13 protein-coding genes and 1 pseudogene are annotated in these 14,846 nt (G+C 51.0%); 12 read left to right on the forward strand and 2 right to left on the reverse strand.

Annotated features, from left to right (window positions below; genetic code table 11):
- Positions 1-189 precede the first annotated feature (189 nt).
- Both pyk and tnpB read left to right on the forward strand, forming a co-directional pair.
- Positions 190-1,614: a pyruvate kinase gene (gene pyk, locus ACX1DY_RS04330; protein WP_458962975.1), complete on the forward strand. Its 1,425-nt coding sequence runs from the start codon at positions 190-192 to the stop codon at positions 1,612-1,614.
- A gap of 306 nt (positions 1,615-1,920) precedes the next feature.
- On the forward strand, positions 1,921-3,000 hold the full coding sequence (gene tnpB, locus ACX1DY_RS04335; RefSeq protein ID WP_458962976.1) for an IS200/IS605 family element RNA-guided endonuclease TnpB: 1,080 nt from the start codon (positions 1,921-1,923) through the stop codon (positions 2,998-3,000).
- A gap of 152 nt (positions 3,001-3,152) precedes the next feature.
- On the opposite strand, the gene ACX1DY_RS04340 is transcribed toward tnpB, so the two are convergent.
- Positions 3,153-3,896: a G1 family glutamic endopeptidase gene (locus ACX1DY_RS04340; protein ID WP_458962977.1), complete on the reverse strand. Its 744-nt coding sequence runs from the start codon at positions 3,894-3,896 to the stop codon at positions 3,153-3,155.
- Between the two features lie 116 nt (positions 3,897-4,012).
- Here ACX1DY_RS04340 and ACX1DY_RS04345 point away from each other — a divergent pair, with 116 nt between their 5' ends.
- The 3 genes from ACX1DY_RS04345 to ACX1DY_RS04355 are packed head-to-tail and all read left to right on the forward strand — an operon-like array spanning position 4,013 to position 6,168.
- Positions 4,013-5,194: an MFS transporter gene (locus ACX1DY_RS04345; RefSeq protein WP_458962978.1), complete on the forward strand. Its 1,182-nt coding sequence runs from the start codon at positions 4,013-4,015 to the stop codon at positions 5,192-5,194.
- Positions 5,195-5,236: 42 nt separating this feature from the next.
- A complete protein-coding gene (locus ACX1DY_RS04350) occupies positions 5,237-5,773 on the forward strand; it encodes an acyl-CoA thioesterase (protein ID WP_458962979.1) in 537 nt (178 codons plus the stop codon).
- Entirely contained in the window at positions 5,770-6,168 is a 399-nt protein-coding gene (locus ACX1DY_RS04355) for an FxsA family protein (RefSeq protein WP_458962980.1), read from the forward strand. Before ACX1DY_RS04350 ends, ACX1DY_RS04355 begins: the two co-directional genes overlap by 4 nt.
- Before the next feature lie 79 nt (positions 6,169-6,247).
- On the opposite strand, the gene ytvI is transcribed toward ACX1DY_RS04355, so the two are convergent.
- A complete protein-coding gene (gene ytvI / locus ACX1DY_RS04360) occupies positions 6,248-7,363 on the reverse strand; it encodes a sporulation integral membrane protein YtvI (RefSeq protein ID WP_458962981.1) in 1,116 nt (371 codons plus the stop codon).
- Positions 7,364-7,742: 379 nt separating this feature from the next.
- Here ytvI and citZ point away from each other — a divergent pair, with 379 nt between their 5' ends.
- From citZ to ACX1DY_RS04395, 7 genes and pseudogenes are all read left to right on the forward strand, one after another.
- Complete coding sequence (citZ, locus tag ACX1DY_RS04365; protein WP_458962982.1) at positions 7,743-8,855, forward strand: citrate synthase; 1,113 nt, start codon at positions 7,743-7,745, stop codon at positions 8,853-8,855.
- Between the two features lie 80 nt (positions 8,856-8,935).
- Positions 8,936-10,231, forward strand: coding sequence for an NADP-dependent isocitrate dehydrogenase (gene icd, locus ACX1DY_RS04370; RefSeq protein ID WP_458962983.1), 1,296 nt, complete (start codon positions 8,936-8,938; stop codon positions 10,229-10,231).
- A gap of 28 nt (positions 10,232-10,259) precedes the next feature.
- Positions 10,260-11,201: a malate dehydrogenase gene (gene mdh, locus ACX1DY_RS04375; RefSeq protein ID WP_458962984.1), complete on the forward strand. Its 942-nt coding sequence runs from the start codon at positions 10,260-10,262 to the stop codon at positions 11,199-11,201.
- Between the two features lie 332 nt (positions 11,202-11,533).
- Positions 11,534-11,959 (forward strand): hypothetical protein, encoded by a 426-nt coding sequence (locus ACX1DY_RS04380; RefSeq protein WP_458962985.1) that lies wholly within the window; start codon positions 11,534-11,536, stop codon positions 11,957-11,959.
- A gap of 168 nt (positions 11,960-12,127) precedes the next feature.
- Complete coding sequence (locus ACX1DY_RS04385; RefSeq protein ID WP_458963418.1) at positions 12,128-12,586, forward strand: S-layer homology domain-containing protein; 459 nt, start codon at positions 12,128-12,130, stop codon at positions 12,584-12,586.
- Between the two features lie 96 nt (positions 12,587-12,682).
- A pseudogene (locus tag ACX1DY_RS04390) lies at positions 12,683-13,771 on the forward strand (Gfo/Idh/MocA family protein).
- 37 nt (positions 13,772-13,808) lie between these two features.
- Positions 13,809-14,813 carry a Gfo/Idh/MocA family protein gene (locus ACX1DY_RS04395; protein WP_458962986.1) on the forward strand — a complete coding sequence of 335 codons (1,005 nt, stop codon included), beginning with the start codon at positions 13,809-13,811 and terminating at the stop codon, positions 14,811-14,813.
- The last annotated feature ends 33 nt before the right edge of the window (positions 14,814-14,846 follow it).

Below are 14,846 nucleotides of genomic sequence, written 5' to 3' on the forward strand. Positions count from 1 at the left end.
AAAATTCGACGTTAATTTACAATGAAAACATGCTTCAACATTGATTTTGTTTCCAAGTTGCAGTAATATTCATAAGGGCGAAGTTAAAGGTTCATGTGATAAAGTTCCTATGCAAATGACAAGCCTTATAGTAGATTTTGTAGTTGGAAAAAGTGAGACAGAGAGAACGAAAAAACGGAGGAAAACCTAATGCGGAAAAGTAAAATTGTATGTACGATTGGTCCTGCAAGCGAATCGTTGGAGAACATCAAAAAATTGATTTTGGCCGGTATGAATGTAGCCCGTCTGAACTTCTCCCACGGCGATTTTGAAGAGCACGGCAGCCGGATCAGAACGATCCGTCAGGCTTCCCAGGAGCTTGGTAAGACTGTTGCTATCCTGCTCGACACCAAAGGACCAGAAATTCGCACAGGCAAGCTGGAAGTAGAACCGATTGAACTGGTTCAGGATGAGTACCTGACATTGACTACGGAAGAAATCCTTGGCAACCAAAACCGTATCTCTGTCACGTACAGCGACCTTCCTAACGATGTTCAAGTAGGATCGACTATCCTCATCGACGATGGTCTTATCGGACTTACCGTTGTTGACATTCAAGGCACAGAAATCAAGACCCGCATTGTTAACGGTGGTACAATCAAGAGCAAAAAAGGCGTTAACGTACCAGGAGTTGCCATCTCCTTGCCGGGCATTACGGAAAAAGACACCAACGATATCATTTTTGGGATCGAACAGGACATCGATTTTATCGCCGCTTCCTTCGTTCGCAAAGCCAGCGACGTTCAGGAAATCCGTGCACTGCTTGAGAAGCACAATGCTTCCCACATCCAAATCATTTCCAAAATCGAAAACCAGCAAGGTGTTGACAACCTTGATGAAATTCTGGCAGCTTCCGACGGCCTGATGGTTGCCCGCGGCGACCTTGGCGTGGAAATCCCTGCTGAAGATGTGCCTTTGGCTCAAAAGCTGATGATTCAAAAATGCAACATCGCCGGCAAACCGGTTATCACAGCTACACAAATGCTGGATTCCATGCAGCGCAACCCGCGTCCTACCCGCGCTGAAGCGAGTGACGTAGCGAACGCTATCTTTGACGGAACAGATGCAATCATGCTGTCCGGTGAAACTGCTGCCGGGAAATATCCGGTAGAATCCGTTCTCACCATGTCCCGCATTGCTGAGAAAGCTGAATCTGCTCTGAACCACCGTGAAATCTTCATGAAGCAGCAGATTGCTCAAGAAACAACAGTAACTGAAGCGATTAGCCAATCCGTAGCGATTTCCGCTCTGGATCTGAATGCTAAAGCTATCATTTCTTCAACTGTAACAGGACACACAGCACGTGTGGTTTCCAAATACCGTCCTAAATCGCCGATCATCGCGGTGACGACTCAAGAAAGAACAATGCGTCAACTGGCTCTCGTATGGGGCGTAACTCCGGTTCACGGTCTTGAAGCCACTTCAACAGACGAACTGCTGGAAACTGCTGTTAAAGGCGGTAAAGCATCCGGTCTGGTTAATGCAGGTGATCTTGTTGTCATTACAGCAGGTATCCCGCTCGGACGCTCCGGCTCCACTAACCTGGTAAAAGTAGACACTATTCCTGCGGGCTAATCTTGGGAAAAATGCTCTTTGCCATATTTGACTGAATTCAAAAAAGCAATGGTGCAAGATGCCATTGCTTTTTTAAATGTTAAGCTGCTCTGTCAATTCTTATGCCAGCCCCATAATCATCTTCTGTGGCGATGCGTCAGTCGGCACCCGGATGGTTTTGCGGGCTGTTTTAACCATCAGAATTTCCCTATTTCTAAAATGGTGGGATGAATGGCAACGGTCTTTCTTATCGAAATTCAGCATCCTTACATACGAACGTTCGTGCTATAATGAACTCGTAAATTCCTGGAAAGGAGTTGCGTGGCATTGTCAGTACTTAAAGCGTATAAATACCGGATCTATCCCACCCATGAGCAACAACGATATCTAGCAAAGGTGTTCGGATGTGTCCGTTTTATCTACAACAAAATGCTTGCGGATAAGATCGAACACTATAAACAAACGGAGAAAATGCTCCATAATACACCTGCTAGGTACAAAAAAGCATTCCCGTGGCTGAAAGAGGTGGACAGCCTTGCATTAGCAAACGTTCAGCTCAACCTTGAGAAAGCCTATAAGAATTTTTTTCGAGATAAGAGCATGGGCTCCCCTAAATTCAAAAGCAAGAAGACGAACAATAATAGCTTCAAAACGAACAATCAAAACGGAACGATAGTCATTAAAGATGGAACGATAAAAATTCCGAAGCTAAAGACAAGAATTCGTATCAAGGTACATCGTCCATTTACGGGGCGAATCAAATCCTGCACGATATCCAAGACACCATCAGGAAAATACTTTGCATCCGTATTGGTAGAAACAGAGATAGCCCCTTTGCCAGAAACAGAAAACAAGATTGGCGTTGATCTAGGATTGAAAGACTTTGCGGTGACTTCGGGTGGTGAAGTGATCGCCAATCCGAAACATCTACGTAAATCTGAACAACGACTAGCCAAGCTGCAAAAGGACTTATCGCGAAAGAAGAAAGGGAGCCATAACCGAGCTAAAGCAAGATTGAAGGTTGCCAAGCTTCATGAAAAAATAGCCAATCAGCGTAAAGACTTCTTGCACAAAACGTCAACTCAAATGATACGCGATAACCAAGTGATCGTGATGGAAGACTTACGTGTAAAGAACATGATGCAGAATCACAAATTAGCTAAAGCCATTTCTGAAGTATCGTGGAGCATGTTTCGAGCGATGCTCGAATATAAAGCAAAGTGGTACGGAAGAACAGTGATGATTGCGCCAAAAAACTATGCAAGCAGCCAATTATGTTCCTGCTGTGGATACAAAAATGCAGAAGTGAAAAACCTTGCTGTCCGTGAATGGACATGTCCGGAATGTAGTTCACAACACGACAGAGATAGGAATGCGGCTGTAAATCTTCTGAAATTAGCAATGTAAATTGCACTGATCGGGATAGGAACTATCCTCTAAGCTTGGATTAACTTGGAGCAGCAGCTCTATTGACCAAGAAGCACCCACCTTTTATGTGGTGTGTAGTTCACATTTCAGAATTGTTATATATTGAATTGAGAGTTTTGGGAACAGTACAATTAGGACCGGACAAAAATAGGGCTTCTGGAGTGAACCAGAGGTTTTCCTTTACGATAGACTCGTTTGACATTAAAAGCATCACCGTTTGCACTGGGACTGGAAGGCACGGCTACCGTAATCTTGTTCTGGACCATGATTCCGCTGTCGGCAGGCGTCAGCCTTGGGCTTTTGCCGTTCACACTGCAGCGGAAGAATCTGGTGGCAGTCATTTTGCTAAGTGCTCCGATCTTGCCTCCCACCTGGGGAGCTTCCATAATCCATTCTGCGGAGGATTGCGGTCCGGTGTAACGCTGGAATGTGCGGAAGGTCCATTGCTTGCTGAGATTGCGGAGGGTGATGAGCCATTTGCCGCTGCTCTCCTTGGTGATGGAAGCCCGCATATGGTCCCCTGGCGAGACAGGCAGCGGGATTACCGTTTCCGCAGCAGGGAGGATTTCCCACCAGGCGTAATAGTGGACTACCCCGTTAATGGATTCATGGCCGGTTCCCGTCTGGATCAGATTGCTGTTCTTGAAGCCGTCGATGCCAATCCAGGCTGAGGAATAAGCAGTTTTGGAAGTGGCTTTGATAAAAGGGACAATCCAATCGCCGGATATTTGTCTGAAGGCGCCCTTTTTGCCGGAGATGGCATATCCGCTCCAGTTGCTGGAGACCCAGCCAAAACCGGTGCTTTGAGCTTTGTTCTTATGGGCTTTAGCCGTGACACAGGGCCGGGTGCGCTTAGAAAGATCAGTTTTGCTCACAGATCCACCGCCTTTACGATATAAGGATTTATAGTTTGCTGCTCTATTAAATGCGGCAGATGGATTTGAAGTATGGGTATTCCGTTAAAAAGGAATAGAGAGGACCTATCGCACAAATGAAAAAAATGCTTAATCTGCGCGGATTTTATCTTTTTTTGGGACTCGCCGGCGGCTCGTTTGGCTCGTATCTTACGCTTCTTTTGAAGCATAATGGACTGGACAGCAGCCAAATTGGTATGCTGATGGCGACGGGCACACTGATTGCGATCTGTATTCAGCCTCTTTGGGGAGTCATTTCCGACCGTTATAATCAGACCCGGCTTGTACTTATTCTGAGTGTGGCAGTGCCGGCGGTGCTGGCAACATTGTACCAATCGGAATATTTCATCGTATTGCTGGTGGTCTACACGGTGGCAACCATCTTCTCATCTACACAAGCTCCTATAGCCGATTCTTACGCCATTGCAGCGGCGAATCAGGCTGGGGCCACTTATGGCAGCATCCGGATGATGATGAGCATAGGAGCGGCCGTAGGCGCCTTTGTGGGGTCGCAGTATGTATCGCATTTTTCCGTGTCCACGATCTGGCTGCCGTATCTGCTACTCAATGGCGTTGCTGTCATTCTTGCGCTCACCCTGCCTAAGGAGGCGGAAGAGAACCGCATGATGAGCCAGTCGTTCTCCAACGGGATCAAAAAGCTGCTGGGCAACAAAATCTTTTTGGCCTTTCTCGGCGGAAGCTTTTTGGTGAACCAGACGATGACGGCTTTTGGCACATACTTTGTACTGGCCTTTCAATCTGTCGGGGGTTCAACAAGCTATGCCGGAATTGCGCTCTTCATCGCTTCCGTAACTAACGTTCCCTCCATGCTGTATGCCTCCAAGATCATCAGAAAGCTGGGCAGGGAGCGCACACTGCTGCTGGGGGCGCTGATCTATGTGCTGCGGTGGGGAATTCAGGTAGCCTTTCCGAGTCCCGTGGTGATGGTTGCTGTGCAGGTGCTGCACGGCTTGTCCTTTGGGCTCTTTTATATCGCTGCGGTCGAATATGTGTCCCAGATTACGTTACCGGAGATGCAGGCTACAGGCCAAAGCGTGTTCAATATTGTGTTCTCCGGCTTTGCGGGGATTCTGGGGAATCTGCTGAACGGAATTTTGCTGGAACAAGGCGGTGTGGGACTGATGAATCTGTCCTGCATGCTTAGCTCATCTGTGGGAGCGCTTTTGCTTTTCTATGTAGCCCGAAGCACGCGGGGCAGCATCCCGCTGCCCGTAGCTTCGAAGGGGACCGGGGCTTAAGTAGTACCGGAGGGCTTTTAATACAGAAAGGGGCATTTACAGATGGAATCACGTAATCCGGTATTGACCAGCCGCTGGCATGGCACTGCCTTTCGTGTACGATATCAGGAAACCGACCAAATGGGTGTGGTGTATCATGCCAATTATTTGAGCTGGTTTGAGACTGGACGCACCGAGATGTTCCGTGAGCTGGGTTTTGCCTACCGAACGCTTGAGAGCATGGGGGTGCTTCTGCCTGTCACGTCCGCAGATTTGCAATTTAAAAGTCCGGCGCGCTATGATGATCTTATCGCCGTATATGCGCGGCTTACGACCTTCTCGGCGTTGAGGGTGGTATACGAATATGAAATCCGGAGGCTGGCAGAGCCGGAAGCGGGCAAGAGTTCAGCTGCTGCTGCGCTTGCGGAGCTTTCTATAGCGACGGGCCTTGAGCAGTTGCCCGGAGAGCTGCTCGTTACCGGCTCAACGAGTCATGTGTGGCTAAATATGGACTGGAGGCCTGTTAGGCTGGACCGGGTGCTGCCGGAATTGTTTTACGCCATAACGATGGCGCTAAGGAAAGAAGGAGGAGCAGAATGATAAGAAGCAAATGGCTGTGGGCTGCATTATTTATTATCCCAGCCGTGGAATTATTCGGGTTTATTTATGTGGCAGGTTTTCTGGGAGCGCCCAAAACGCTGCTGCTCATGCTGGCTTCCTCCGTGATCGGCTTCTTAATGATGAGGTTCGAAGGCAAGAAGGTGCTGCTGGACAGCAAGACGCAGATGCAGGAAGGCCGGGTTCCGGGACGGACCATGCTGGACGGCCTGTGCATATTTTTTGGCGGCCTGCTGCTGATTCTTCCAGGATTCGTGACGGATATCGTCGGCTTTACTCTGGTGTTTCCGCTGACCCGGCCGCTGTACCGGGTTTTTCTGTTGAAGTGGATTGAGAAAAAAATGAAAAACGGCACCTTCACCTTTTACCGCAGATAAGGTGAAAGTGCCGCCGGGCGTTCTACTGCAGATGATGCAGCAGAACGCCTATTTTGCATTGCTTGACAGATGCCGAAAGCTAATGCAGTCTGCCGCTGACGATGTAGCTGCGCAGCGCGCGGAAGACGCCGGCCCGGTTGAAGGCGTCGAGGACGACCAGTATCACCGGACCGAGGAGAAGGCCAAGCATGCCGAATAGCTGCATGCCTGCGTACATGCCGATCAGCATGGCGAGCGGATCAAGGCCAATGCTGCTGGCAAGCACCTTCGGTTCGAGCACCTGGCGGGTGATCAGGATCACGGCATAGAGCACTGACAGCCCGATGCCAAGCGCCAGATTGCCGGTCATGTAGGAGTACACCGCCCAAGGGAGCAGCACAATGCCTACGCCGAGATAAGGGAACAGATCGACCATGCCGATGGTCAGTCCGATGGCGAAGGCGGAATCCACACCCAGCAGCAGCAGGCCGATGATGACAATAACGGCTGTAATGGATATGAGCACGAGCTGCGCCCGCAGGTAGCCGAACAGCGCTTTGCGCAGACCTTCCCAAATATCGGCCACCGGCCTCCGCATAGGCGCGGGCACAAGCGAATTCAGCTTTGCGTTATGCCGCTCCCAGCCGGTGCTGAGAAAAAAAGCGGATAAAACTACGACGACAAGAATAGTGCCTATGCTTGGCAGGGCGGAGACCAGCTTCAGGATCATGTTGAAGAATCCGGTGATGAGCTGTGTCACGGCCTGGCCCACCGTTTCCGTAGTCCGGCTGATATTGCTGTCAATAGTGGCGTGATAATTCGGGTTGTCGTGGTAGAACTGGTTAATTTGGTTAATTATATTTTGAATGCTGGCATTGCGGCTGACGGACAACAGCAGCTCCCGCCACTTATCGGTGTGAAGATCAAAGGTCTGGAGCAGCACGATCAGCTCCTTGACAAGCCTTGTAATCAGCGCGGTTAGCACAAGCAGGGTGCCCCCGATATAGAACAGCAGCGACAAGGATACGGCCAGCCAGTGCGGAAGCTTGAAGCCTCTGAGGATCAGCACCAGCGGATGGATCAGGTAGGCGAGCAGATAGGCGAGCAGCAGCGGGTAGACCAGCGGCAGCAGCACATATACCGCAAGCAGCAGCGACGCGGCGGCGAGGACGACCCACAGGCCGCGCAGCACTCTTTTTAATACCAATGAGTCCATCAATTTATCCCCTCCAGGTAAGGCTGCCAGCGCCCCGAAAAACGGCTCGTCTTATATATATTCATAGCTTGGATATAAAGACTAACAGATGTTGAACGCCGCTCCATATAACCTGAAAGCGCAATCATGAATCAGAATAGCCAGAAGTTTTTTTCTATCTCTCCGATAAAATCATTTAATGCGGTGTAAAGCTTCCACGTTGTTCACATAACCGTCAAAATCCGGTATGATTATGAAAGGTTCAAAGCTAAAATTTCGTTGCATTCTCTGTAGGAGCTCATTTCGATTATTTTTAGAAAGTTATGATACCTTAAAATGTAAATGTTTTCATGAGCTTAAAACGGCTTTTATACTCTTGTTGGCAAAGGAGAGATATACCATGACAGCTACTAAAGGACTGGAAGGCATCGTTGCCGCTACCTCCTCGATCAGTTCGATTGTGGACGGCGTACTCACTTACCGTGGTTACGATATTGATGATCTTGCGGCAAATGCCACCTTCGAAGAGACCGCATATCTGCTGTGGTTCGGCAATCTTCCGACGACTCCCGAGCTGCACGCGCTGCAGCGCGATCTTAGCGCATTTGCCAAGATCCCGGAGCAGGTAATTGCGCAAATGAAGCTGTATCCCAAAGAAGCCAACACGATGGCGGCGCTGCGTACGGCTGTATCCAGCCTTGCTCTGTACGACGAGGCGGCAGACGACATGAGCCGTGAAGCGAATGAAATCAAGGCTGTGAAGCTGCAGGCGCAGATTCCGACGGTGGTCGCAGCACTGTCCCGGATTCGCAAGGGTCTGGAGCCTGTTGCGCCAAGAGATGGTGTCTCGCTTGCCGAGAATTTCCTGTATATGCTGTGGGGCAAACAACCGGATATCATATCCATCAAAGCGCTGGACGCCGCGCTTGTGCTCCATGCTGATCATGAGCTGAACGCTTCCACATTTGCCGGCCGGGTAACTGTAGCCACGCTCTCCGATATTTATTCCGGAGTAACTTCGGCCATCGGCGCGCTTAAGGGACCGCTGCATGGCGGGGCGAATGAGGCCGTGATGAAGATGCTGGAGGAGATCGGCAGTCTGGATAACGTGGAGCCGTATATCCGGGGCAAGCTGGAACGCCGTGAGAAGGTGATGGGCTTCGGACACCGTGTCTACAAGAACGGCGATCCGCGCGCCAAGCATCTTATGAAGATGTCCTACGAGCTGGGAATGATGAAGAATGACACGACGCTGTACGACATGTCGGTCAAGATCGAGGAGCTGATCACAGGGCAGAAGGGACTTAAGCCTAATGTGGATTTTTATTCGGCTTCGGTTTACACGCAGCTTGGCATTGACCGGGAGCTTTTTACGCCGATTTTTGCAATCAGCCGCACTTCGGGATGGACCGCACATATTCTGGAGCAATATGTAGACAACCGCATTATCCGTCCGCGTGCAGAATACACAGGTTTGTCCGAACAAAAGTACATTCCGGTTGACGAGAGATAAAGCGGCCCTTGCGGCCGCTATACCCCTTTAGTAGAATGAAATATAAACCAAACTCAAAACTATTAGGAGGATATCAATAAATGTTGAAACTGGAAAAATACGATCTGCCGACAGAAGGCGAACAAATTACAATCGAAGACGGCAAGCTGCTCGTTCCGGATCATCCGATCATCCCGTTCATTGAGGGTGACGGTACAGGCCGCGACATTTGGAAAGCCTCCAAACGGGTGCTGGATGCTGCAGTAGCCAAGGCTTACGGCGGTGCGAAGCAGATTGCCTGGTACGAAGTATTTGCCGGTGAAAAAGCCTTCAATACATATGGTGAATGGCTGCCGAATGATACGCTGGAGGCGATCCGTGAATATATTGTGGCGATCAAGGGACCGCTGACTACGCCAATCGGCGGAGGCATCCGCTCCTTGAACGTAGCGCTGCGCCAGGAGCTGGATCTGTATGTGTGCCTGCGTCCGGTCCGCTATTTCGACGGCGTTCCTTCGCCGGTGAAGCATCCTGAGCTGGTGGACATGGTTATTTTCCGTGAGAATACGGAGGATATTTATGCCGGCATCGAATATAAGGAAGGCTCTGCCGAAGTGAAGAAAGTGATCGAATTCCTGCAGCAAGAGCTGGGCGTGAACAAAATCCGCTTCCCGGAAACATCCGGTATCGGCATCAAGCCGGTATCCTCGGAAGGCTCCAAGCGTCTGGTTCGCTCTGCGGTTGAATATGCCATTAAGCACGGACGCAAGAGCGTAACGCTGGTTCATAAAGGCAACATCATGAAATTCACAGAAGGCGCGTTTAAGAACTGGGGTTATGAAGTAGCTGAGCAAGAGTTCGGCGAGCATGTCTTCACCTGGAACCAATATGATGCCATCAAGGAACGTGACGGTGAAGCTGCGGCGAATGCGGCTCAGAAGGAAGCGGAAGCGGCCGGCAAAATTATCATCAAGGATGCGATTGCGGACATCGCCCTGCAGCAGGTGCTGACCCGTCCAACCGATTTCGATGTGATTGCTACGCTGAATCTGAACGGCGACTATTTGTCCGACGCGCTAGCTGCGCAAATTGGCGGCATCGGCATCGCTCCGGGAGCGAATATCAACTATGTTACCGGGCACGCTATTTTTGAAGCTACTCATGGTACTGCTCCGAAATATGCCGACAAGGACGTAGTGAATCCGGGTTCGGTGATCCTGTCCGGGGTAATGCTGCTGGAGCATCTGGGCTGGCAGGAAGCGGCTGACCTGATCTATAAAGGCATGAGCACAGCGATCAACAACAAGACGGTTACTTATGATTTTGCCCGCCAAATGGAAGGCGCGACGGAGCTAAAATGCTCGGCGTTTGCCGACGAAATCATCAAGCATCTGTAAGCCGATCAATCTTTCAGGAGGATGACGAGTGGCCATCAAACGCAATAAAATTACTGTCGTGGGCGCCGGTGCTACCGGTGCTACCACGGCGCTTATGATTGCACAGAAGGAGCTCGGCGACGTGGTGCTGCTGGATATTCCCCAGCTTGAGAATCCGACCAAAGGCAAGGCGCTGGACATGCTGGAGGCCGGTCCTGTGCTGAGGTTCAGCAGCCAGATTACGGGAACCTCAAGCTATGAGGATGCGGCGGATTCCGATGTTGTGATTGTCACGGCGGGCGTTGCCCGCAAGCCGGGCATGAGCCGCGATGATCTCGTAAATACGAATGCCTCCATCGTGAAATCAGTCTGTGAGAATGTGAAGCGGGTCGCTCCCGAATCCATTGTCATCATTCTGAGCAACCCGGTAGATGCTATGACTTATGTGGCCTACAAGACGCTGGGCTTTCCTAAGAACCGCGTCATTGGCCAATCCGGCGTGCTGGATACCGCGCGTTATTGTACCTTCATCGCACAGGAGCTTAACGTGTCTGTGGAGGATGTGCGCGGCTTTGTGCTGGGCGGCCACGGGGATGACATGGTTCCGCTGGTCCGTTATTCCAGTGTCAGCGGCATTCCGATTGAGACGCTGATTCCTGCACAGCGGATTGCCGAGATTCTACAGCGCACGCGTGTCGGCGGCGGTGAAATCGTCAGCCTGCTCGGCAACGGCAGCGCCTATTATGCGCCTGCGGCTTCGCTGGTGCAGATGGCAGAAGCGATACTGAAGGACAAGAAACGGATTATTCCTGTGATCGCCCTGCTTGAAGGGGAATACGGCTATGATAGTCTGTTCATGGGAGTTCCGGCGCTGCTGGGTGCGGATGGCATCGGGAAGATTTATGAGCTGGAGCTGACGCCGGAAGAGAAAGCGGCCCTGGATAAGTCTGCCGATTCAATACGTGCGATTACTGCAGTAGTTACAATCTAAGTTCTGGCTATATAAGTTGAACTTTAGATTTTCATATTAGGTACTGGTCGTAACTGCGGTGAATGTTTGGACTTCCGGCCGCTGTTGTCTGCAGATTTCTTGATTTGTACCGCTGTTCGCGGTGGAAATCCGCAGACAAAGGCGGACGCATACGCTCCTACAGTTCCAAACTTCCCCTCCGCACTCCTACCTTTTTATGATTTTTTTAAGTTCAGCTTATATAGAAGCCCTCATTTGCTATTAAGAAATGAGGGCTTTCTTTTCATCTGCTATGTGGTTGGGTATAATAATAATGTAACTTATATCACAGCGAAAAGTGAGGAGAGTATAGTATGGATCGGATTTTCTTTTTCTTACATATGATCGGGACACTGGCACTTGGTTTCTATCTGGTTCTGCCGTTTATTCTGAGCAGCACGGCAAAGCTGTCCGCTCCGGCCAAGGAGGGAACACTGAGTGCAATTGGCGGCTTTAACCGCTTCGCTCAATACGGGCTGGTTGTTCAACTGCTGACTGGCGGTTATATGATCTCGAAGGGGGATTATACCGTAGCCTGGATGGTTGTCGTGGTAGTGCTGCTTCTCGCGATGTTCGCCCTGGGCGGGATTATGGGCAAGCCGCTGCGCCTGGCCGCAGCCGGAATGCGGGAGAACCGTGATGTTACTGCCCACACTGCAAAGCTGCGCACCATGAGCCTGCTGCTGATGGTCGTGCTGATTGTGATGATGTTTTTTATGGTGTACAGACATATTATTTAAGCTAAAGTGTTCAAATGAAATGGCTCTGGCTGCTGCCGGGGCTGTTTTTGTGTTGAAAACATGAAGACATATTCGCAACGATTCCCAATTAATTCTTAATCATATACACTAGAATTGTTTGGAGAAAAATTCAGTACTCGATGCACTTTAGGGGGAATGATTGTGGGAATGAAATTCAGAGGGGTCATGGCCGTGGGATTGGGCCTGAGTCTTGCATTCGGTACACTTGGGAATGTCTCGGCAGCGTATGACGGAAACAGCACGGATTATGAAGGGCACTGGGCCCAGAAGCAGATTGAACGCTGGTTGCAGCATGGATGGCTGAAAGGATTTGAAGACGGCTCGGTAAGGCCAGATCAGGAAATTACGAGAGCGGAATTTATCACGTTTGCTAACCGGATATGGGACATCAGGACGAGCAAACCAGCCACTTTCAGTGATCTGCCGAAGACGGACTGGGCGTATGCTGAGTTCTCCAAAGCAATGTCAGCAGGTTATATTAAAGGCTATGAAGGCAAGATTCGTCCGAATGATCTAATTACACGCCAGGAAGCAGCGGTGATTATCAGCAGGCTGAATCTATATGAGGATGGCTCGCCCGACCGGGGTCGAGTGGTTTGTCGTTGAGCAGGATGTCTGCCGCCACGATCCGTTCGAGAGCCTGAAGATCAGCCTGGACTATCTGCACACACTGCTATAACTGAAGACGGGGGAGGAAGAAGGATGAGCCGCAAAGACGGAATGAATTATGCGCCCAAGCATGAGGCCAAACCGGTGGTTGGGCCGGGTGAATTCGTAATCGCAGCCATCGCGTTGGACCATGGTCACATCTATGGCATGTGCAACGGGCTGGTGGAAGCCGGTGCGCAACTGAAATGGGTATATGATCCTGACCCCGAAAAGGTCAAAGCCTTTATTGCCGCCTATCCGGGGGTCCGGGTGGCCAGATCCGCTGAAGAAGTCCTTGAAGACCCGGAGGTCCGCCTGGTGGCGGCAGCGGCGGTGCCTTCCGAGCGGGGGCCGCTGGGCCTGCGTGTAATGGCCCACGGGAAGGATTATTTTACGGATAAAGCTCCGTTTACCGCGATGGAGCAGCTTGAAGCGGCACGGTTGCAGTCAGAGAAGACCAAACGCAAATATATGTGCTACTTCAGCGAACGGCTGCATGTGGAAAGTGCGGTCTACGCCGGGCAGTTGATCCGTCAGGGCGCTATCGGCCGGGTGCTGCAACTGATCGGGATGGGACCGCACCGTCTAAATGCGCCCAGCCGTCCTGAATGATTCTTCCAGCGCGAGAAGTATGGCGGCATCCTCTGTGATATCGGCAGCCACCAGATTGAGCAGTTCCTCTACTATGGGAACTGCCGCGATGCTAAAGTGCTGCACAGCAAGGTTGCCAACTACAATAACGCGGCTTACCCGGAGCTGGAGGATTTCGGCGATGCGACCTTGGTAGGCGACAATGGGACGACCCAATATTTCCGCGTGGACTGGTTTACCCCGGCGGGGCTGGGCACATGGGGAGATGGCCGGACCATTATCATGGGAACCGAAGGGTACATGGAGCTGCGCAAATACAGCGATATTGCCCGGTCGAACACACCGGATCATGTATTTTGGGTGGATGGGGAAGGCGAGCATTATGAGCAGGTGGACGGGAAGGTAGGTTTTCCTTTCTTTGGAGAACTGATTCTGGACTGCTTGGAGCGAACAGAGCTGGCGATGACCCAGGCCCATGTGTTCAAAGCTGCGGAGCTGTGTCTTACGGCGCAATCCCAGGCGCTGAACCTCACCCCGGATATACTCAGATAGCCGGTCAGAAGACAGATCAAAGCGGAAGGTGAATTGGATGAGCGCAATAGGAGCAGCCATCATCGGGTGCGGGGCAATTGCTCCCTTGCACGCCAAGGCGATTCAATCCATGGAAGGCGCCCGGCTGATGGCCGTTGCCGACACAGATGCTGTAAAGGCAGCCGAAGCAGCCAAAAATTACGGCTGTGAGGCGTTAACAGACTACAAGCAGCTTCTGGGGAGAACGGATATCGGCATTGTCCACCTATGCACGCCGCATCATCTGCATGCACCGATGGCAGCGGAGTTTCTTGAGGCAGGCCATCATGTTCTAACAGAGAAGCCCGTCGCACTGGATGTTCCCTCTGCCCGGCGTATCCAGGAAGTGGTAGCGGCCAGCCAGGGACAGCTGGGCATTGTCTTTCAAAACCGTTACAATAACCCTTCCATCCGGATCAAAGAGACCATTGATTCCGGGATTCTGGGCCGGCTCATCTGCATGAAGGGGATTGTAACCTGGTACCGGAGCGAAGACTATTATACGGAGAGCGGCTGGCGGGGCAAATGGGCTACCGAAGGCGGCGGAGTGCTGATTAATCAGACAATCCATACCCTTGATCTGCTGCAATGGTTCGGGGGCGAGATTGCTTCCGTCACCGGAAGTGTGACCACCGATGTGCTGAATGAAGTCATCGAAGTGGAGGATACGGCACATGCCTGCATTATTTTCAAGAATAATGTCCGGGGACTTTTTTATGGTACGAATGCGTATTGCGTGAATTCTCCGGTAGAAATGGAGTTTGTCTTTGAGCAAGGCACGCTCCTTCTGCGCCGGGACTGCCTGTTTCTCTGGAAAGACGGCCATGAAAAACTGCTGACTGAGCCCGCATCCACGGCGGTTGAAGGCAAATCCTACTGGGGAACCAGCCATCAGCGGTTAATTCTGGACTTCTACAAGCACGTCAGAGAAGGGCGGAAATTCTGGATTGACGCGGGCGAGGGGATCAAGGCGCTGGAGGTTATTGCCGGCATTTATTCATCTGCAGTGAATCCCTCAAATTGACTTTAGTCACATTTAGCCTTATCTTCATAACAT

It is taken from the genome of Paenibacillus sp. BAC0078 (assembly GCF_054483875.1).

Excerpts from the sequence above, each read along its gene's own strand:
- pyk (WP_458962975.1), top strand. The coding sequence starts at position 190 with ATGCGGAAAAGTAAAATTGTATGTACGATTGGTCCTGCAAGCGAATCG.
- ACX1DY_RS04345 (WP_458962978.1), top strand. The coding sequence starts at position 4,013 with ATGAAAAAAATGCTTAATCTGCGCGGATTTTATCTTTTTTTGGGACTC.
- ACX1DY_RS04350 (WP_458962979.1), top strand. The coding sequence starts at position 5,237 with ATGGAATCACGTAATCCGGTATTGACCAGCCGCTGGCATGGCACTGCC.
- ACX1DY_RS04355 (WP_458962980.1), top strand. The coding sequence starts at position 5,770 with ATGATAAGAAGCAAATGGCTGTGGGCTGCATTATTTATTATCCCAGCC.
- ytvI (WP_458962981.1), bottom strand. The coding sequence starts at position 7,363 with ATGGACTCATTGGTATTAAAAAGAGTGCTGCGCGGCCTGTGGGTCGTC.
- citZ (WP_458962982.1), top strand. The coding sequence starts at position 7,743 with ATGACAGCTACTAAAGGACTGGAAGGCATCGTTGCCGCTACCTCCTCG.
- icd (WP_458962983.1), top strand. The coding sequence starts at position 8,936 with ATGTTGAAACTGGAAAAATACGATCTGCCGACAGAAGGCGAACAAATT.
- ACX1DY_RS04380 (WP_458962985.1), top strand. The coding sequence starts at position 11,534 with ATGGATCGGATTTTCTTTTTCTTACATATGATCGGGACACTGGCACTT.
- ACX1DY_RS04385 (WP_458963418.1), top strand. The coding sequence starts at position 12,128 with ATGAAATTCAGAGGGGTCATGGCCGTGGGATTGGGCCTGAGTCTTGCA.
- ACX1DY_RS04395 (WP_458962986.1), top strand. The coding sequence starts at position 13,809 with ATGAGCGCAATAGGAGCAGCCATCATCGGGTGCGGGGCAATTGCTCCC.